The organism is Nitrococcus mobilis Nb-231 (genome assembly GCF_000153205.1).
Lineage (GTDB): Bacteria > Pseudomonadota > Gammaproteobacteria > Nitrococcales > Nitrococcaceae > Nitrococcus > Nitrococcus mobilis.
Genome location: NZ_CH672427.1, coordinates 2,726,490 through 2,745,340 on the forward strand (window position 1 = coordinate 2,726,490; position 18,851 = coordinate 2,745,340).

The following is an 18,851-nucleotide window of genomic DNA, read 5'->3' on the forward strand; positions in this document are numbered from 1 at the left end:
TCTCGGCTGCCGAAATGTGGACGTTGCTCAACCGGCATCGGTATCGCCGCCGTGCTTGTCGGTGCCGAGCGCTTCGGTCACCCGACGGCTCAAACGGCGCAACCGCTCGCTCACAGCCTCTATTTTGTCGGCACTGCGGCGGGATTCGAGCATCTCATGGGTGATGTTCAGCGCCGCCATCACGGCGATTCGGTCCATACCCACGATCTTGCCCGAGTCGCGGATCTCGCGCATCTGTTCATTGAGATAGGCGGCGGATTCGAGCAGATTGGCGCGCTCCTCATCACGGCAAGCGACAAAATACTCCCTATCCAGGATGGTTACCTTGACGGGTCCGGACATGGGCCTTAATGATTCTCCATAGCTTTGAGACGATTGATCATCGCCTCGATGCGAGTTCGAGCGGTCTCGTTTTTCTCGAGTAACGAGGCACGCTCGGTATTGAGTGCCTCTTGCGTATGGCGGAGCATTTCGTTCTCTTGGCGCAGCCGCTCCACGACCCGCAGCAACGCATCGAGGCGATGCTCTAGCTGGGTGATCTGTTCGTTAGCTGAATCAGTAACTTGGCCTACATCCTTCGTCATATGCTGAATATAGAGTGATGCGCGTGGCCGGTCAACGGCCCAGTCGGGGCCGGCTCTGTTACGATAGGTTTCATTCAATACGCCAGGCGCGCGAAATTGGGCCAGAATGACCATGTTAGAGCTCTATGAACCCCTCGATCAGGCGCTTGCGGCACTGGAGGCGGGTGCGGGCGCCGCTGCAGCCCACGGTCGGCTCTGCGGGATGCTCACGGTCTCGAAAAATGTTGACCGGGCGCGTTGGATTGCCGAGGTGCTGGAGGATACCGCCCCTCGCGGAGACGCGGCCAAAGCCTGTTTGATGTTGCTCAGTCGCCTCTACGAGGAGACCTGTGAGGCACTGGCTGATCCGGAGCTCGGCTGGCGGATTCTGTTGCCGGGCGATTCCGAGCCCCTCGCCTTACGCGCTGCCGCCCTCGGTGCCTGGAGCGAAGGCTATTTGTTCGGTCTGGCCGTGGGCGGGCTGACCGATGGTACCGGCTTGCCGGGCGAGGTGCGCGAGGCCTTGGGCGATCTTGCCGAGATCGCCCAGGTGGATACCGACCCTGAAGTCGACGAAGACAACGAGCAGGCTTATGCGGAGTTGGTCGAATACGTGCGCATGAGTACGCTTTTAATACGCGAGCATGTCGGTGGACCTGATGCCGCTGGTAGGCGGTCCGATGGCCACGAGTCCAAGCCGCGGTTGCATTGACTGAGCTTATCGTGGAGGTGCTCATGGAGCGCAACGAATTTGCCAAGCGCCGAGCCGATTTGAAGCAAATGATGGGCGAGGAGGGTATTGCCATCATACCGGCTGCACCGCAGCGGCGGCGCAACCGCGATGTGTTTTATCCCTATCGGCAGGACAGTGATTTTTTCTATCTCACCGGCTTTGGCGAGCCCGAGGCCGTGGCGGTGCTCATCCCCGGACGTCAGCACGGCGAGTGCCTGCTGTTCTGCCGCGAACGTGATCCCGCCAAGGAGGTATGGGACGGTCCGATCGTTGGCCAAGAGCGGGCGGTCAGTGACTACGGGATGGACGATGCCTTTCCGGTGGACGATATCGACGAGATCCTGCCCGGGCTGATCGAAGGGCGGCGCAAGGTATTCTACACGATGGGCATCGATGCCGAGTTCGATCATCGGGTTATCGGCTGGGTGACTCAGGTGCGCGAGCGGGTACGCTCCGGGGCCCGGGCACCGGCGGAATATGTCTCGCTCGAGCACCTGCTGCACGAGATGCGCCTGATCAAGGGGCGTGCGGAAATCGAGGTGATGCGTTGTGCCGCCGAGATCAGCGCGCAAGCGCATCGACACGCCATGACTGTTTGCCGGCCCGGTCTTTATGAGTATGCGATCGAGGCGGAATTCCACGCCATATTCCGCCGCCACGACGGCTGGCCGGCTTATCCGCCGATCGTGGGCGGCGGCGGCAACGCGTGTATTTTGCACTACATAGAGAACTCGGCGCCTTTGCGCACCGGCGATTTATTGCTAATCGACGCTGGGGTGGAGCTCGACTGTTACGCTTCCGATGTCACCCGCACTTTCCCTGTTAACGGTCGTTTCAGCGGTGAGCAACGGGCCGTCTATGAGCTTGTGCTCGCGGCGCAAGAGGCGGCCATCGCCAAGGTTCGGCCCGGCAATCACTGGAATCAGCCGCATGAGGCCGCCACCGAGGTTTTGGTCGAGGGTATGCTCGAGCTCGGTTTGCTGCGCGGTGAGCGTGACGCCATCATCGAACAAGGAGATTATCGACGTTTTTTCATGCACCGCACGGGTCATTATCTAGGTATGGATGTGCATGACGTAGGCGATTACCGCATCGACGGTCAGTGGCGCGAGCTTGAGCCGGGCATGGCGCTGACGGTGGAGCCCGGCCTCTACATTGCGGCGGGCAGTGACGGCGTAGACGAGCGTTGGTGGAATATCGGCGTGCGCATCGAAGACGACGTGGTCGTGTTGCGAGAGGGTTGCGAGGTGATAAGCGCCACGGCGCCCCGGGCGGTCGATGCGATCGAAGCGCTGATGGCGAAATGAGCGCTGCGCTGGACTACGAGGTTATTATCGTGGGCGGCGGTTTGGTCGGTGCGAGCTTGGCTTGCGCCCTTGCCACGGCGGATGTGCGGGCGGCCGTCATCGAAGCGTTTCCGCCCGAGGTCGATGCTCAGCCGAGCTTCGATGAGCGCCAGATTGCCTTGGCGCCGGCAACACGACGTATTTTCGAAGCCCTGGGGTTGTGGCCGGCGATTGCTGTGGAAGCCACGCCGATCCGTGAGATCCATGTCTCCGAGCAAGGTGGTTTCGGGATCACTCGAATGTCGGCTGTCGAGGAGGGGCTCGATGCCCTAGGCCATATATTGCCTAGCCGCCGCATCGGTGCGACGCTGTTCGAGCGGTTGCGCGCGCGGCCCGAGATCACCCTCTATTGTCCGGCCAAGGCGCAGGATGTGACGGTGGATGCGACGGCGGCAACCGTGCGGATCGAGAGCGAGCAGGGGATGCGAAGCCTGCGCGCGCCGCTGCTCGCCGTCTGCGACGGTGCCCGCTCCAGCATTCGCGAACGGCTCGGGATTCGATTGCGGGAGCGCTCTTATCAACAGGTGGCCGTGATCGCCAATGTGACGCCCGAGCGCAATCCCGAGGGGCGAGCCTACGAACGTTTTCTGGCGGGTGGCCCGCTTGGGGTATTGCCGGCCGCCGGGGGCGGGTGTGCGGTGATCTGGACGGTGCCGGCGGCAGCGGCCGAAGCGGTGCTTAAGTTGGATGAATCGGAGTTTTTGGCGCGGTTACAGGCGGCGTTCGGCTATCGTCTGGGCCGTTTCCTTGCTGCCGGTAAGCGTTCGGCCTATCCTTTGGCGGTCTTGGTAGCTGAACGCTGTGCGGCGCAGCGGGCGTTGGTGATCGGTAACGCCGCGCATACCCTGCATCCGGTGGCCGGGCAGGGTTTCAACTTGGCGCTGCGTGATGTGGCCGTTCTTGCCGAGCTCGTAACGGATACCCTCGAGGCGGGTGGTGATCCGGGAGAACCGCGGCTGCTAGAGCGCTATCAGCGTTTGCGGCGGGTCGATTACCAGCGGACGTTGGCTTTTACTGATGGAATCGTGCGGCTTTTCTCCAATCGGCTGCCCGGTTTGACGCTGGCGCGCAATCTCGGGCTGCTGCTCCTGGATTTGTTTCCGGGCAGTAGGCAGGTGCTCATGCGTCAGGCTATGGGGCGCTCAGGCTGGTTGCCGCGGCTGGCCCGCGGTCTGCCGCTTAATCGCACGGGGCGGAGGACGCGCGGATGAGTCGCACCGATGCGGATGTGGCGATTCAGGGCGCGGGTATGGTCGGTTTGCTACTCGCTGCGGCCTTGGCGCGCCACGGGCTACGGGTGATGTTGCTGGACAACGCAGGCTTGCCGCAGTGGCAAACGCAGCCGTATAGCCAACGGGTCTGCGCCATCAATCTCGCCAGCGAGCGCTTGTTGCGTGTACTGGGGGTTTGGGATGCGTTGCAGCGGGTCAGCCCCTTTCGAGCGATTCGGGTCTGGGATGCGCTCGGCGGTGGCCAGATTGTCTTCGATGCCGCCGATCTGGGTGAGCCGCATCTGGGCCATATCATAGAGAATGATCTGATTCGCAGCGTGCTGCATCAATCGGTCAGGGCTGCAACGGGGGTTCAAATTCGGATTCCGGCGTGTGTCCAACGTTTGGAGCCCGATGATGAGGCGGTGACCCTGCGGTTGAGTGACGGCACTCGCCTTAGGGTTGCTCTGGTCGTCGGCGCCGATGGCGCCCGTTCGGCAATTCGTGAGCTGCTCGGTATCCCGGTACGGCTAGGCCGTTATGCACAAAAGGCGATCGTGGCGCCGATTCGTACCGAAATTGCGCATGGGGAGATTGCTCGGCAATGGTTCCTACCCGGTGGGCCACTGGCTTTTTTGCCGCTTGCCGACGGGCGTTGCTCGATCGTCTGGTCGCTGTCGAGCGCGGAGGCAGAGGCTCGCCTCGCCTTCGACGAGACTGCTTTTTGTGAGGCGTTGGTGCATGGTTCCGCGGGCAGACTGGGTAATGTCTTGGAAGTGGGCGAGCGCGGCGCGTTTCCGTTATATCGGCTGCATGCGGCACGCTATTGTACCGAGCGGGCCGTCCTGGTTGGCGATGCGGCTCATGTGATTCATCCGCTCGCCGGCCAGGGCGTCAATCAGGGTTTTCAGGACGCTGCGGTGCTCGCCAATGCGGTGATCGATGCCCAGCGACGTGGCCGGGATATCGGCGGCCGGCTGGCGTTACGGCGTTACGAACGGGCCCGGCGCGGCGACAATCTGCTCATGGAATGGTCCATGGAAGGATTTCACCAGTTGTTTACGCGCCGCCGCCTACCCCTGGTTCGGTTACGCAGCTTGGGGCTCGGGATGACGCATCGCAGCGCCTCGGCAAAGCGGTTTTTCATGCGTAGGGCGATCGGGGCGGACGCTTCGATTCTGCCGTGACATTGAGATCGAACCACGCGAGCAAGGATCATTATGGGACAGCATACGCCACTCTACGGAAAACATTGCGAGGCGGGTGCCCGTATCGTTGATTTCGCGGGCTGGGACATGCCGATTCAGTATGGCTCGCAAATCGAGGAGCACCGGGCGGTGCGCCGCGACGCCGGTATGTTCGACGTCTCTCACATGGCCATCGTCGAGATAACCGGCGCGCGGGCCCAAGAGTGTCTGCGCCACCTGCTGGCCAACGACGTGGCGAAGCTCAAAGAGCCGGGCAAAGCTCTTTACACTTGTTTGCTGAACGAGCAGGGCGGCGTGCTCGATGATCTGATCGTCTATTATCTCGCTGAGGGGCGCTACCGCACCGTAGTCAACGCGGCCACGCGGGATAAGGATCTGAGCTGGATTAAGATCCAAGGCGAGCGATTTCAGGTCCAGGTCGAATATCGCGCTGATCTGGCGATGCTCGCGGTGCAAGGCCCCCAAGCGCGTGAGAAGGTGCTGCAAGTCTTGCCCTCCGAGCTGGCCGCCGCCGCGCGGGCACTCGCGCCGTTTACGGGGCTTGAGCGTGAGGGGGTCTTCGTTTCGCGCACGGGCTACACTGGCGAAGATGGTTACGAGATCATGTTGCCGGCCGCCGCGGCCCCCGCCCTCTGGGAGGCGCTGCGCGAACAAGGGGTGCAGCCGTGTGGGCTAGGCGCGCGTGATACGCTACGCCTCGAGGCCGGTATGAATCTGTACGGCCAGGACATGGACGAGACGGTTACGCCATTGGAGTCTGGGCTAGCCTGGACGGTGGCCTGGGAGCCGGCCGGGCGGGAGTTTATCGGCCGCGCAGCGTTGCTGGCTCAACGCAGCGCCGGAGTGCAGCGCCAGTTGGTTGGCCTGGTGCTCGAGGCGCGCGGTGTGATCCGTGCGCACCAAGTGGTCCGTGACGATGGGGGGCTGACCGGCACCGTGACGAGCGGCAGTTTCGCCCCGACGCTTGGCAAATCCATCGGCCTTGCCCGGGTGCCGGTGGACTTTGGCAGGCGTTGCGAAGTGCAGATCCGCGATCATTTTCTCCCGGCGCAAGTGATCGATCCGCCGTTCGTGCGCCGCGGCCGGGTACTGGTGTGACAACGAGTGAGTAGGGAATCTGACCATGAGCAATGTGCCGGACGATCTGAAATATACCGATAGTCACGAGTGGCTTCGTTTGGAGCAAGACGGTGCGATTACCGTAGGTATCACCGATTATGCGCAGGAATCGCTTGGCGATCTCGTCTTCGTCGAGATGCCGCAGGTGGGCCGCAGACTCAAAGCCGGTGAAGCTTGTGCCGTGGTCGAATCCGTCAAAGCCGCCTCCGACACCTATGCACCGGTTGCCGGTGAGGTCGTCGATACGAATTCTCGCTTGGCCGAGGAGCCCGAGCTTATCAATCGCTCGCCTTATGATGAAGGCTGGCTCATGCGGATTCAGCCGGATGACGCCAATGCGCTGGAGTCCCTGTTGGATCCTGAGGACTACGAAAATGTCCTTGCCGACGCGCGGTGACGTTCGGCAAGCGATTGCGTAGCAATGTCGTCTCCAGGGGTTGGTCATGCCTTTCATTCCGCACACTGAGCAGGATATTCGGGACATGCTGAGCGCGATCGGCGTTGCCGAGATCGCGACCTTGTTCGACGAGATCCCTGCGTCCTTGCACAGCAGCTTGCCTGCGAGCATGCCGTCTCAGGTCACGGAGATGGAAATCGCCCGGGTGCTGCACGAGCGCGCCGGTCGCGATGCGCAACCGGTGTGCTTCATCGGCGCGGGCGCGTACGATCATCACATCCCCGCGGCGGTTTGGGAGCTCACCACTCGGGGGGAGTTCTACAGCGCCTATACGCCCTATCAAGCCGAAGCCTCGCAGGGGACGTTGCAGGTCGCCTACGAATACCAGACCATGATGGTCGGGCTCACCGGCTTGGATGTCTCCAACGCCTCGCTCTATGACGGCGCTTCGGCGCTTGCAGAGGCGGTGTTGATGGCCGTGCGCGGCAATCGCAAGTCCAGCGCTCGGCGGGTGCTGATGCCCACCACGGTGCATCCGGCCTATCGTCGAGTGACCGAGACCATTGTGCGTAATCAGGCGATTCAGTTGGAGACGGTGGACTACGAGAAGTCTGGCGGGAAGCTGAACCGGGCAGCCCTGGAACGCTGGAGCGGCGAGGACGTGACCGCTCTCGTCATCCAGCAACCGAACTTTTTCGGTTGTCTGGAGGAAGTGGACGAACTCGTCGATTGGGCCCATGCGCATGATGCCCTGGTGATCGCGCTGGTCAACCCGGTTGCACTCGCGGTGCTGGCGCCGCCTGGGGAATGGGGGCAAAGCGGCGCGGACATCGCGTGTGGCGAAGGCCAACCATTGGGCATACCGTTGTCCTCCGGGGGGCCGTACTTCGGCTTCATGGTTTGTAAAAATGCCTATGTTCGGCAGATGCCTGGCCGCATCGTCGGCAGGACTGTAGATGTCGAGGGGCGCCCGGGCTATACCCTGACCCTGCAACCGCGGGAGCAGCATATTCGCCGCTCTAAAGCCACTTCGAATATTTGCACGAATCAGGGGCTCATGGTGACGGCCGCCACACTCTATATGAGCCTGCTCGGAGCTGTTGGGCTGGAGCGGGTGGCGGCCGCCTGTCATGCCAATACCCGATCCTTGTTGGAAGCCGTGGCGGGCATTGAAGGGGTGCGTCCGGCCTTCACCGGTCCTCGCTTCCATGAAGCGGTGCTGCAGCTCGATGCACCGGCCGGGCAGGTGTTGGAGCGGATGGCGGGCGCCGGAGTTCTGGGCGGTTATGATCTGGGTCAGAGTTATCCGGAGCTCGGCCAGGCCATTCTCGTGTGTGCCACCGAGAAGCGTACCGACGAAGATACCGCAGCCTATGCACGGGCAATGCAAAAAGCTCTCCGAGTGGCTCGGCGGGCGTGAGACCCTATCAGCGACGAGGCAACAGCAATGACTACAGTCACATTCAAGGGCAACCCCATTCGTCTTAGCGGTGAGCTTCCTGCTGTCGGCTCGAAGGCGCCGGACTTCCGCTTGACCGCAGGTGATTTGACCGAAATCAGCCTAGCCGATCTGCGTGGGCGTAAGCAGATACTCAACATCGTGCCGAGCCTGGATACACCGACCTGCGCCGCCTCCACGCGCCAGTTCAATCAACGGGCGAGTAGCTATCCAGACACCGCTGTTTTGGCGGTTTCGGCCGATCTACCCTTCGCTCAGAAGCGCTTTTGCGAGGTCGAGGGGATCAGCAACGTCAGACCGCTGTCCATGATGCGGGACAAGCAGTTTGCCCGCGATTACGGGGTATTGATCGAGGACGGGCCGTTGGCCGGCCTGACGGCGCGCGCCGTGGTCGTGCTCGATGCCGAAGGCAGTGTGCTCTACACGCAGCTGGTCCCCGAGCTGGCCGATGAGCCGGACTACGAAGCGGTCCTCGCGGCGCTCGGCTGACCGCGGCTTAGACAGTAGTGGTAGTGTGTAGGCAGGAGGAAGCCAGGCGATGCTGATTTTCGAGCACAGTCGGGAGGGGCGGCGCGCATACGCTCAGGCGCCGCAGCAGCAGGCGGAGCTTACCGATATCCCGGCCCCTTACCGGCGCCGCACGCGCGCGTTATTGCCGGAGGTCTCCGAGCTGCAGGTGGTACGCCACTATACCCGTCTGTCACAGAAGAATTTTTCTATCGATACTCAGCCCTATCCGTTGGGTTCGTGCACGATGAAGTACAATCCCCGGGCCTGCAATGCCCTGGCCATGCTCCCGGAGTTCCTGGCTCGCCACCCCTATGCGCCGGATCGTTTCGGGCAGGGCATGCTCGCCTGTCTGTGGGAGCTTCAGGAGATGTTGGCCGCGGTCACCGGCATGCAAGGCGTTTCGCTCGCGCCCATGGCCGGTGCGCAGGGAGAGCTTGCCGGAGTAGCCATGATCCGCGCTTACCATGAGGCGCGCGGCGCACATGAGCGTACCGAGATCATCGTTCCCGACGCCGCCCACGGCACGAATCCGGCTACGGCGGTGATGTGTGGTTATCAGGTGCGCGAGATCGCCACCGCCGCAGATGGGGACGTGGACATGGCTGCCCTGAAGCGGGCGCTCGGACCGCAGACCGCCGGGATCATGTTGACCAACCCATCCACGGTCGGCGTTTTCGAGCGACGGATCGAGGAAATCGCCCGTCTCGTCCACGAGGCCGGCGGACTGTTGTATTACGATGGCGCGAATCTTAATGCCATTCTCGGCAAGGCGCGCCCGGGTGATATGGGTTTTGATGTTATACATTTGAATCTGCACAAAACCTTTTCCACTCCCCACGGCGGCGGTGGGCCTGGGGCTGGCGCGCTCGGTGCCGGTAAACGCCTGTATGAGTTCATGCCGATTCCTATCGTCGCGCGCGAAGGGACGCAGTATCGTTGGCATACCGAGATCGATCGGCCACAGAGCATCGGCCGGTTGTCCACCTTCGGCGGCAACATCGGTGTGCTGTTGCGCGCGTACGTCTATGCGCGGCTGCTCGGTCGGGAAGGCATGCCCCGGGTCGCGGAGTTTGCCACACTCAATGCCAATTATCTTATGGCGCGGCTGCGGGCCGCTGGGTTTCAAATTGCCTATCCACAGCGCCGGGCGAGCCATGAGTTCATCGTCAGCTTGAAGCGGGAAGCCAAAGAGCTCGGCGTTACCGCCATGGATTTTGCCAAGCGTTTGCTGGACTACGGTTTCCATGCGCCTACCACCTATTTTCCGTTGCTGGTCGCCGAGGCGCTGCTGATCGAGCCTACGGAGACGGAGGCCAAGGAGGAGTTGGACGGTTTTGTGGCGGCGATGTGTCGTATCCGCGACGAGGCGCGCGAGGACGTAGCCTTTGTCAAAAACGCCCCTTATAAGCTAGCGGTGCGGCGACTCGATGAAGTGCGGGCCGCGCGTGATCTGAATCTGAGTTGGAAGCCGCTTACATGACCCTTCGTTCGGTCGCCGTCCAACAAACCCGGCGGCCCTAGCCCACCGCTGGTATTGTCGATAATCCGTTGCCAGTGATCGTTTGGGGTGTTTGCTTGATCCCTCGCCACGTCCTTTAAGGCGCCATTGGGCGGGAATAAGCTACCCTTGTGAGTAAGAGTGCAGTTGGTTTTTTTATGGCCACAATCCAACCGGGACCGGCGTTGTATCAGGATGATATTCAGCAAAGGGGATCGATCGAATGACGGCACTGATCAGCGGTTCACTCGCCTTCGACACGATTATGGTGTTCCGTGATCGTTTCGCGAACCACATTCTGCCGGAGCAGGTTCACATTTTGAATGTCTCCTTCCTGGTCCAGCAGATGCGCCGCGAGTTTGGCGGTTGCGCAGGCAATATCGCCTACAATCTGCAACTGCTCGGCGACGCGGCTATTCCGTTGGCTGCCGTGGGCAGCGACTTTGAGGAGTATGCCCGCTGGCTAGCGCGCTGGGAAATTCCGCAGACGCATATTCACCGGATTGATGATCTCTATACCGCACAGGCCTTCATCACCACTGATCTGGACGATAATCAGATCACCGCTTTTCACCCAGGGGCTATGGCGCAGGCGCACGAGGTGGAGGTGCCCGCCGACTATAGTGACTGCGTGGGAATCGTTGCCCCCAATGGCCGGGAGGCGATGCTCAAGCACGCGCAGCAATTTCAGGAGGCGGGGATTCCGTTCATTTTCGACCCGGGGCAGGGCTTACCGATGTTCGACGGTGAGGAGCTCATGCGCTTCATCGATCAGGCGACCTGGGTAGCGGTCAACGATTATGAGTCGCAGCTGTTGCAGGAGCGAACCGGGCTCATGCAGGAGGCGATCGCTGCCCGTATCCAGGCACTGGTGGTGACGCGCGGCGCCGAGGGCTCGTTGGTTTTCACCGATGATGAGTGTTTGGAGATTCCTGCCGTTACCCCGACTGCGGTGGAGGATCCTACCGGTTGCGGTGATGCTTACCGGGCCGGTGTGCTCTATGGATTGGCACGGGGCTTGGATTGGGTGTCCACGGGGCGGATCGCCTCACTTATGGGTGCGGTCAAAATCGCGCACCACGGCACGCAGAACCATCACTTCACCAGGGAGTGGTTTCGTGAACATTATCGGCAAGCTTTTGGGGAGTCTTTCCCGGCAGGGTAGGCGCCGCGCTCGCCGAAAAACTTCCGTTCGTACTCTGCACGTTTGCCCTGAGCGCAGTCGGGGAGCCTGTCTTGAGCCCTTCGGCTACGCTCACGGTGGACTTGTCGAAGGGCAGCCATGAGTAATTCTGATCTTCGAAGAACATCGGCTCCCTGTTATGGCTACGTTGCATGACGTGGGCCGGAATGTCAGAAAGGGGAAATCTGGGTTTTCTCGGCATCGGCCTACAGGGTTTTTCGGAACGGGTGACGGGCGCGCAATCCGGGAAATCTCAAAAACCCTTTTAGGCTGTATCAGTCACCCGCCTGGGGCGCGTATGGCGCTGAACAACGGTTATTTCGATATATTGAGGCTTCTCCGCCTGGATCCGCACGCGAGCATTTAACTTTTCTGTGGTAGGTGATAGGAAATATTTCCATTGCTCACTTTTATGTACTTTTTTTGCTCTAGCTCTTTTATCAGTGCTACTAATTGCTGCTCCGACAGATTTTCATTGAATAGCGAATTAATGGTGTTGGACAGCGTTTTCACCTTCCTCGGCCTCGATTGGCCGCGGCCTGAGAGGTTTTTAACGATAGCAACTACCTTTTCATCGTTCGATGTAGCAGCGGACATCTGGAATGCTGGAATCTCTGCAAGATCCTGCTCCCGCTGTGCTTTTATTTTTTTGCTTTTAAGGTGCTTGATAAGTGGATCAAAGCCCGAGTCATGCGAGATGATATGAAAGTAAGCGTTCGGTTCCTTCGCAGCCAGCTCGCCGATGTAATATGCGATATGGAAATCAAGTGAGTTTTTACCAGAACCGGAAATTTTTATGTATTGTGCGGCATCACCTAAAGCCTGCATCGAGGCAGCGATATCAAAAGGCACTTTAGCTTGGTTTGTGCCGACAAATACAATGACCTTGAACGAATGACATCGAAGAATTTCCAAATTTCTTGGCTGAATGTTTTCGAAATCTATTAGCACATAATTCGTTGTCAAGGAGACCTCCCTTTCTTTTTCCCTTAACCGTTGGCTCAGCCGTGCATTTTAGCACGCCGTCTTGCTGAGCCGGTACCTGCCCCCTGCCAGCTAGACCTATGTGCGGGTCAAGCACGGGTTCGCTGTGTATACCAGCCGCACCTGAACGTAGTAGACGTTGGGCATCCTTCAACGGGCTGTAAGAGGAGCATTTATGCCTGATGAATTAAGTATAAAATAAATTAAACAACCTTATTGTGTTTCGTTGGGGTCGGGGGTTGATTCCGCAGGCTGCGCTTGTAATGCTAACGTGCTTAACTCAAACGTTTGGCAAGACGATGGATTTCTTGCGTATTCTCTTTATTTTTTGAAAAGTTTCTGGTTTGGCAAGTGCGGAGTTTGCTACGTGGGGTTAATTCAAAACTAACAGGAGATAAAGCATGGCTTATACCAATCCGCATAAACATTAACCGACGCAGGCCCAGTCGCGGTGCGTGATGCTTGCGATGCGCCCGGGCTCATCGAGCAGCGCCTGCCAAGCCTGGCATACGCGATTCACGATGTCCTCGTAGTCCTGGAAAACGCGATTGCCCAGGTAAGTCTGGCGCAAGTACTGCCAGACGTTTTCAGCCGGGTTGAGCTCAGGACTGACCGGCGGTAAAAACGCCAGCGAGAGATTGTCCGGCACGTCGAGCTTAGCCGTGGTATGCCAGCCCGCCTGATCCATTAGCACGACGGCGTGCGCGCCGGGGGCAACGCGGCGGCTGATTTCGCTGAGATGGAGCTGCATGGCTTGGGTATTCGCCGTGGGCAGCACCAGCGCTGCGCCGGTATCACGTGCCGGACACAGCGCGCCGAATAAATAGGCATTGTCATAGCGCTGATCGGCGGGCTGGCGCGGGCGCGTAGCGCGCTTGGCCCACTGATAGACCGAGCTATTTTTCTGCCCGATGCGCATCTCGTCTTGAAACCACAGCTCAAGGGGTGTCTCTGGCGCGAGTGTCTCACTCAGTGCGCTGAGTTGTGCTGGGAGGCTTTTTTTTTTAAACGTATCGATCGATTCAGGGCTCTGGCGCGGGTGCCGTGACCGCGCACTCACATGGGCGAAGCCCAACTCCTTGAGTAGACGGCCGACCGTGGCCTCATTGAGCTCGATGCCATAGCGGGCCTCAATGATCGCCTTGATGTCTACACAGCGCCAGCGCACCACCCCATCCACCTCCGGATCGGGGCCGGCTTCCACCAACTCCGCGACCGCCTGCTTTTGTTCCGGCGTCAACTTGGATGGGCGCCCCGGTGGCTGCGTGTTGAACAGCCCTTGCGGTCCGTGCTCATTAAAGGCAAGCACCCAATCACGCAGCGTTTGTCCATCCATGGCGTTCAGCCGCGCCGCTTCGCTTCGACTAAACCCGTCCCGAACCGCCGCCAGCGCCAGCAGCCGCCGGGTTTGATTGGCATCATCCGAGGTCACAGCCAGCTCACGCAGTTCGTCTGCGCTGTAATCCGATCGAAGGGCAACAGCCCGACTCATGAGTCGTAACCTCTCACTGCAACAACACACTTACCATTCTAAATTACACGTCAATGCCTATGCGGGTTGGTATTATGTGACTATTGATGGGGAAAAATACGAGAAAGAGCTGCTGGATCTTGCTAAGCGTCACACAAGCGGCGCTGGCGAGGGCAAGTTGTCGAAGGACGAAGTTGCAGACCTGTTTAAATCCGCCAAGGATGGACAAGGAGTAACCGAAACTGAGAAAAGAACTCTCGCCTATATTCGGAAAAATTTCGAATTCAATGAAGCTGCTGCCAAGGATTTCGATGACGCTTATGCCAAGCTATAATAAAACAGTAATGGGTGAGGTATTTTCTGGGTAGGCTATTGAAAGTTAATAGTGCTCGTCGAAACCAGGTGTTTTGTATTGGTTACAATCTGATTGTCTATGCTGTCGAATAAAGCGTTGGGAAAACGACTTCGGATTCTGTGTCGAACACGGAACCCGAAGTGTCTCAGCGCCGGCATTAGATGCAAGCATGGATAACTGAATACTCTCTGCGATCTTAGTAGCCGCATTTAGGCTACTTTGGGTGTTTGATGACTGTAGATGTTCAGTCCCAGTTTCAGCCGGTTGGCGAAGCTATAGGGAGTGATGCTCCAGCGGAGTTCTGGCACGCGACTACTCCCGATTTTTCGGCAAACCCAGTGCCAGCGCTTTTGCCGGATCCGCATTTTGTACTACGATGCGCTTGTTGCGACTCGTCGCGCCAGTCGCCACGCTCACCTGGGAGCGGGCGACACCGAGAGCGTGGCCAAGAAAGTGCCGCAAGTGCTCATTTGCCTTGCCCTCTACCGGCGGAGCCGTGATACGCAGCCGTAGCCGTCCATCCGCATCGATCTTGAGCTCGTCACGCGCGGCCCGGGGCTGGACTCGCACGGTCAGGATCAGATCCGTTCCCTGCCAGCGCCAACCGACCATCGATTTCAGGGCTCTAAAAGTAAGGGCGGGCGAGCTGGTCGAGCGGTGGCAGGATCAGCATCTTGAGCACTCCTATAGTGATCAGAGCCGCCAAGGGGGAGAGGTCGATGCCACCGATTACGGGGACCACCTGGCGAAACGGTCTAAGCACCGGTTCGGTGAGGCTGTAGAGCAGGAGCATGGCCGGATGATAGGTGTCGGGTTGGACCCAAGAGAGCACGGCCTGGACGATGATGGCCATCAGATAGAGGTTGAGTAACATGCTGAGCAGTTCTGCGGGCGTGCGGATGATCAGGTACGACAGTTTGGGCGTCACTCCATAGATGACCATGATCAAGGCCAGTGACACCATTTGTAGGAGCACCATCAACACCACGCTGGACAGATCGATCCCGGCGAAACCCGGGATGACCCGACGCAAGGGCTTCAAGGCCGGTTGGGTGATTTGGACCAGGAACTGTGAGATGGGATTGTAGAAATCGGCGCGAACCCATTGCAGGAGAAAGCGCAGCATCACAACCAGGATGTAGAGGCTAAACAGGGTATCAATCAAAAAAGCAACTGGGTTCGACAAATAGCTACTCGGCATTTATTGCTCTCCTAGAAGCCGTCCTAACTCACCGGCGCGGGTCGTTGCCGCCTGTAAGGCCTGCTGGAACAGCTTCTGCGCGCCGCCGCTTTCCAGCACGCGGGTCGCTGCCTCCGTCGTGCCGCCGGGAGAAGTTACGCGCAGACGCAGGCGGCCCGGATCCTCATCGCTCTCCAGGGCCATTCGCGCCGCTCCCAGAGCCGTTTCCAGGGTAAGCAGGCGTGCTGTCTGCTCGGGCAGGCCGAGCTCGATTGCCGCCGCCTCGAGGGTCTCCATCAGTAGGAAAAAATAGGCCGGGCCGCTGCCCGACAACGCCGTGACGATGTCCAGCAGCGTCTCATCATCCAGCCATTGAATGATGCCAACGGCGCGGAGCAGAGATTCGGCCAGATCTCGCTGATTCTGCGAAACATACTCGTTGGCATACAGCGCGGTGGCGCCGGCGCGTACCAATGCGGGAGTATTGGGCATGGTGCGCACCACGGCGATCTGACCGCCAAGCCAACGGCTGATATCCGGCTCACGTACACCCGCGGCGATGGAGATTACCAGGCTTTTTTGCTCGCGCAAGATGGGGCCTAGCGGCTCGAGCACGGATTTGATGATCTGCGGCTTGACTGCAAGGACCACCGCAGCGGCACGCAGGACGGCCTTCCGGTTGTCTTCGTGAACGTGGATACGGAAACGGTTGGCCAAGTCCATGCGTTTAGCCGGATCGGGATCGGCGACGTGCACCCGCTCCGCCCGGTAGCCGTCCGCGATGAGACCACCGACGAGACTGTAAGCCATGTTGCCGCCACCGATGAATGTGATGCTCTCCTCCGCCATTACGCCTCCTCAGACCAAGTGCTCTATTGCCATCGAAGCCATTGTGGTCGGTACCGTGCAAGTGTAATAGAGTCGTTGCGATTCTCGTCGATGCCCCCGCAGCTACTGTTGCCAGCGGGCATTGCCATGGATAGCGTAGCCAGCCATTCCGCGCGACCAACTTCATTTGCAAAGCTGCGTTTCGCACGGAAGGGCAGCGGCCTGCTTTCGGCTACGGTGAGCCGCTGTCTTCATCGATCCGTCGCGCACTCGATGAAAAGCCGATCCCGGCGTCGGCTCCCGCGCTGTCATCTCCTTGTGTTCGAACACTGTGACTTCAGTCAAAGTTCTCTGCCGCCGTCTTTGTTTTATTGCTTAGCGTGCGGTGGGCGAGTCCAACGTCATGGGAGGGCGAGATCAGCACGTGCATCAACCTTGATCGGCGCTTCCGAGAGGTGGCTTTCGCCGAAGCCGCTTCGCCCGGTTGTCATGGTGGCCTCGAGCGCCGTGGCGGTTTCTCATCGGCCCCGCACGGCATTTAATACATCCAAGCTCTGAGATGCTCTGATTGGGAGAGGCCCCGAAGTGGATATCGCTGACTTGCTTGCCTTCTCTGTCAAAAACAATGCCTCCGACCTGCACATTTCCGCTGGGTTGCCGCCCATGATACGGGTGGACGGAGATGTGCGTCGAATCAATTTACCGGCGATGGAGCATAAGGAGGTCCATCGCCTGATCTACGACATCATGAGCGATCGCCAGAGGAAGGATTTCGAGGAGAGCTGGGAGACGGATTTCTCCTTCCAAATAAAAGGCCTGGCCCGTTTCCGAATTAATGCCTTCAATCACAACCGGGGCGCCGGGGCCGTCTTCCGTACCATTCCTTCCAATGTGCTCGCGTTGGAGGAACTCGGCGCGCCGGATATCTTCAAGACCATAGCGGATAATCCCCGCGGGTTGGTTTTGGTCACCGGTCCGACCGGCTCCGGAAAATCCACCACCCTGGCGGCGATGATCGATTATAAAAACGAGAATTATCACGAGCATATCCTGACTATCGAAGATCCCATCGAGTTCGTGCACGAATCTAAAAAGTGTCTGGTCAATCAGCGCGAGGTGCACCGGGATACGCTTGGTTTCAACGAAGCACTGCGCTCGGCGCTGCGCGAAGATCCGGACGTAATTTTGGTGGGCGAATTGCGTGATTTGGAAACCATCCGTTTGGCGCTGACGGCGGCCGAGACCGGCCACCTCGTGTTCGGGACGCTGCATACCAGTTCGGCGGCCAAGACCATCGACCGAATCATCGATGTCTTCCCTGCCGCCGAAAAATCGATGGTCCGTTCGATGCTTTCCGAATCGCTGCGCTCCGTGATCTCGCAGACTCTAATGAAGAAAATTGGCGGCGGTCGGATCGCGGCTCACGAGATCATGATCGGAACCCCGGCGATCCGTAACTTGGTGCGTGAGGATAAGATCGCGCAAATGTACTCGGCCATTCAGACCGGTCAAGCCGCCGGCATGCAGACCTTGGATCAATGTTTACAACAGCTGTTACGCAGAAACTTGGTGAGCAAGCAAGATGCTCGCGCCAAGGCGGTCAGCAAGGATATGTTCGCCTGAATACGGGGCGGGCCGGATGACAGGAAGGGGCAAAGGTCAAGCTATGGATTTCAATGCCTTGCTCGAGCTGATGGTCACTAAAAAGGGATCCGACCTGTTCATCACCGCAGGAGCAGCGCCAAGCATGAAGGTGGCGGGTCGGATCATGCCCGTCACCAAGGCGGCGTTGAGCGCCGAGCAAGCCCGCCAGGTCGTATTCTCCGTCATGACGGAACGTCAGCGGGTCGAATTTGAAGAAACTCGGGAGTGTAATTTTGCCCTGAGCGCCAAGGGGCTCGGCCGTTTTCGCGTCAGTGCCTTTTATCAGCGCAACAACGTCGGGATGGTGCTACGGCGGATCGAAACGCGGATCCCCACCATCGAAGAGCTGCGCCTGCCGCCGATCTTGCGTGAACTCGCCATGACCAAGCGGGGTATGATTATTTTCGTTGGTGCCACGGGCACCGGCAAGTCCACCTCACTGGCCTCCATGATCGGCCATCGTAATGAGAACAGCGCTGGTCATATCGTGACCATCGAGGACCCGATCGAGTACATGCATCAGCACCGTGGCTGTATTGTCACGCAGCGCGAGGTCGGTATCGATACCGCCTCTTTTGAGGTGGCGCTGAGGAATACGCTGCGGCAGGCGCCGGATGTCATCCTTATCGGCGAGATCCGTACCCGCGAGACCATGGATTACGCAATCGCCTTCGCCGAGACCGGCCACCTCTGCCTGGCGACTTTACACGCCAATAACGCCAATCAGGCCATGGACCGAATCATCAATTTTTTCCCAGTAGACCGGCATCGGCAACTGTTCACCGACCTCGCGTTCAATCTCAAGGGGGTGATTGCTCAGCAGTTGATCCCGACCCCGGATGGCAAAGGGCGCGTGCCGGCCATCGAGATTCTCATCGGCACGCCGCTCGTCTCCGACAAGATTGCGCAAGGCGAGGTCCTGGAGCTCAAGGAGGTCATGAAACGCTCCCGTGAGCAAGGTATGCAAAGCTTCGACCAACATCTCTACGAGCTCTACACCCAGGGGCAGATCACTTATGAGGATGCGCTGCGCTACGCTGATTCGGCCAACGAGGTGCGTCTGATGGCGAAGCTGGCCCAGGGCAATACGCCGGAGCAGCTAGACCAGACGACCCGGGGTATGCGCTTGCTGATGGACGACGATGTTTAATGGTCGAGCAAC

Annotated in this window: 20 protein-coding genes; 13 read left to right on the forward strand and 7 right to left on the reverse strand. The window is 59.4% G+C overall.

The window, feature by feature from the left end; translation table 11 throughout:
- Window positions 1-27: 27 nt before the first annotated feature.
- Both NB231_RS12395 and NB231_RS12400 read right to left on the reverse strand, forming a co-directional pair.
- Window positions 28-342, reverse strand: a complete 315-nt coding sequence (locus NB231_RS12395) for a cell division protein ZapA (RefSeq protein WP_005003364.1) — start codon at window positions 340-342, stop codon at window positions 28-30.
- A 5-nt stretch (window positions 343-347) separates the two neighbouring features.
- A complete protein-coding gene (locus tag NB231_RS12400) occupies window positions 348-584 on the reverse strand; it encodes a TIGR02449 family protein (protein ID WP_040663978.1) in 237 nt (78 codons plus the stop codon).
- Window positions 585-690: 106 nt separating this feature from the next.
- Between NB231_RS12400 and NB231_RS12405 the strand changes: the two genes are divergently transcribed.
- From NB231_RS12405 to NB231_RS12450, 10 genes are all read left to right on the forward strand, one after another.
- Window positions 691-1,275, forward strand: a complete 585-nt coding sequence (locus NB231_RS12405; RefSeq protein WP_050756105.1) for a UPF0149 family protein — start codon at window positions 691-693, stop codon at window positions 1,273-1,275.
- Window positions 1,276-1,298: 23 nt separating this feature from the next.
- Window positions 1,299-2,603 carry an aminopeptidase P N-terminal domain-containing protein gene (locus tag NB231_RS12410; RefSeq protein WP_040662359.1) on the forward strand — a complete coding sequence of 435 codons (1,305 nt, stop codon included), beginning with the start codon at window positions 1,299-1,301 and terminating at the stop codon, window positions 2,601-2,603.
- The gene (gene ubiH, locus NB231_RS12415) at window positions 2,600-3,853 is read left to right on the forward strand and encodes a 2-octaprenyl-6-methoxyphenyl hydroxylase (protein WP_005003373.1); all 1,254 of its coding nucleotides are present in this window, start codon (window positions 2,600-2,602) and stop codon (window positions 3,851-3,853) included. The genes NB231_RS12410 and ubiH overlap by 4 nt, the downstream gene beginning before the upstream one ends.
- The gene (locus tag NB231_RS12420; protein ID WP_005003375.1) at window positions 3,850-5,040 is read left to right on the forward strand and encodes a UbiH/UbiF/VisC/COQ6 family ubiquinone biosynthesis hydroxylase; all 1,191 of its coding nucleotides are present in this window, start codon (window positions 3,850-3,852) and stop codon (window positions 5,038-5,040) included. Before ubiH ends, NB231_RS12420 begins: the two co-directional genes overlap by 4 nt.
- A 33-nt stretch (window positions 5,041-5,073) precedes the next feature.
- The gene (gene gcvT, locus NB231_RS12425) at window positions 5,074-6,159 is read left to right on the forward strand and encodes a glycine cleavage system aminomethyltransferase GcvT (protein ID WP_005003377.1); all 1,086 of its coding nucleotides are present in this window, start codon (window positions 5,074-5,076) and stop codon (window positions 6,157-6,159) included.
- A 25-nt stretch (window positions 6,160-6,184) separates the two neighbouring features.
- Window positions 6,185-6,577, forward strand: a complete 393-nt coding sequence (gcvH, locus tag NB231_RS12430) for a glycine cleavage system protein GcvH (RefSeq protein ID WP_005003382.1) — start codon at window positions 6,185-6,187, stop codon at window positions 6,575-6,577.
- A 46-nt stretch (window positions 6,578-6,623) separates the two neighbouring features.
- Complete coding sequence (gene gcvPA / locus NB231_RS12435; protein WP_005003384.1) at window positions 6,624-7,997, forward strand: aminomethyl-transferring glycine dehydrogenase subunit GcvPA; 1,374 nt, start codon at window positions 6,624-6,626, stop codon at window positions 7,995-7,997.
- Between the two features lie 27 nt (window positions 7,998-8,024).
- Complete coding sequence (tpx, locus tag NB231_RS12440; RefSeq protein ID WP_005003386.1) at window positions 8,025-8,525, forward strand: thiol peroxidase; 501 nt, start codon at window positions 8,025-8,027, stop codon at window positions 8,523-8,525.
- A 49-nt stretch (window positions 8,526-8,574) separates the two neighbouring features.
- Window positions 8,575-10,026, forward strand: coding sequence for an aminomethyl-transferring glycine dehydrogenase subunit GcvPB (gcvPB, locus tag NB231_RS12445; protein ID WP_005003388.1), 1,452 nt, complete (start codon window positions 8,575-8,577; stop codon window positions 10,024-10,026).
- A gap of 241 nt (window positions 10,027-10,267) precedes the next feature.
- Window positions 10,268-11,209, forward strand: coding sequence for a carbohydrate kinase family protein (locus NB231_RS12450; RefSeq protein ID WP_005003389.1), 942 nt, complete (start codon window positions 10,268-10,270; stop codon window positions 11,207-11,209).
- A 381-nt stretch (window positions 11,210-11,590) separates the two neighbouring features.
- Here NB231_RS12450 and NB231_RS12455 read toward each other — a convergent pair whose 3' ends face one another.
- Together NB231_RS12455 and NB231_RS12460 are read right to left on the reverse strand one after the other, a co-directional pair.
- Window positions 11,591-12,193, reverse strand: a complete 603-nt coding sequence (locus tag NB231_RS12455) for a PIN domain-containing protein (protein ID WP_040662362.1) — start codon at window positions 12,191-12,193, stop codon at window positions 11,591-11,593.
- Window positions 12,194-12,638: 445 nt separating this feature from the next.
- Window positions 12,639-13,703, reverse strand: coding sequence for an IS630 family transposase (locus NB231_RS12460; RefSeq protein ID WP_005003391.1), 1,065 nt, complete (start codon window positions 13,701-13,703; stop codon window positions 12,639-12,641).
- On the opposite strand from NB231_RS12460, the gene NB231_RS12465 reads away from it, so the two are divergent.
- Window positions 13,702-14,016: a hypothetical protein gene (locus NB231_RS12465; RefSeq protein ID WP_005003392.1), complete on the forward strand. Its 315-nt coding sequence runs from the start codon at window positions 13,702-13,704 to the stop codon at window positions 14,014-14,016. The two genes, NB231_RS12460 and NB231_RS12465, sit on opposite strands and share 2 nt — an antisense overlap.
- Before the next feature lie 333 nt (window positions 14,017-14,349).
- Here the strand turns inward: NB231_RS12465 and NB231_RS12470 are convergent, their stop codons facing one another.
- The 3 genes from NB231_RS12470 to proC are packed head-to-tail and all read right to left on the reverse strand — an operon-like array spanning window position 14,350 to window position 16,066.
- Window positions 14,350-14,649 carry a DUF167 domain-containing protein gene (locus tag NB231_RS12470; RefSeq protein ID WP_005003394.1) on the reverse strand — a complete coding sequence of 100 codons (300 nt, stop codon included), beginning with the start codon at window positions 14,647-14,649 and terminating at the stop codon, window positions 14,350-14,352.
- Window positions 14,650-14,662: 13 nt separating this feature from the next.
- Window positions 14,663-15,238, reverse strand: a complete 576-nt coding sequence (locus tag NB231_RS12475; protein ID WP_005003396.1) for a YggT family protein — start codon at window positions 15,236-15,238, stop codon at window positions 14,663-14,665.
- A complete protein-coding gene (proC, locus tag NB231_RS12480; protein WP_005003398.1) occupies window positions 15,239-16,066 on the reverse strand; it encodes a pyrroline-5-carboxylate reductase in 828 nt (275 codons plus the stop codon). It abuts the gene before it with no gap.
- A 564-nt stretch (window positions 16,067-16,630) separates the two neighbouring features.
- On the opposite strand from proC, the gene NB231_RS12485 reads away from it, so the two are divergent.
- Together NB231_RS12485 and NB231_RS12490 are read left to right on the forward strand one after the other, a co-directional pair.
- Complete coding sequence (locus NB231_RS12485; RefSeq protein WP_005003401.1) at window positions 16,631-17,668, forward strand: type IV pilus twitching motility protein PilT; 1,038 nt, start codon at window positions 16,631-16,633, stop codon at window positions 17,666-17,668.
- A gap of 43 nt (window positions 17,669-17,711) precedes the next feature.
- Entirely contained in the window at window positions 17,712-18,839 is a 1,128-nt protein-coding gene (locus tag NB231_RS12490) for a PilT/PilU family type 4a pilus ATPase (protein ID WP_005003403.1), read from the forward strand.
- Window positions 18,840-18,851 lie beyond the last annotated feature (12 nt).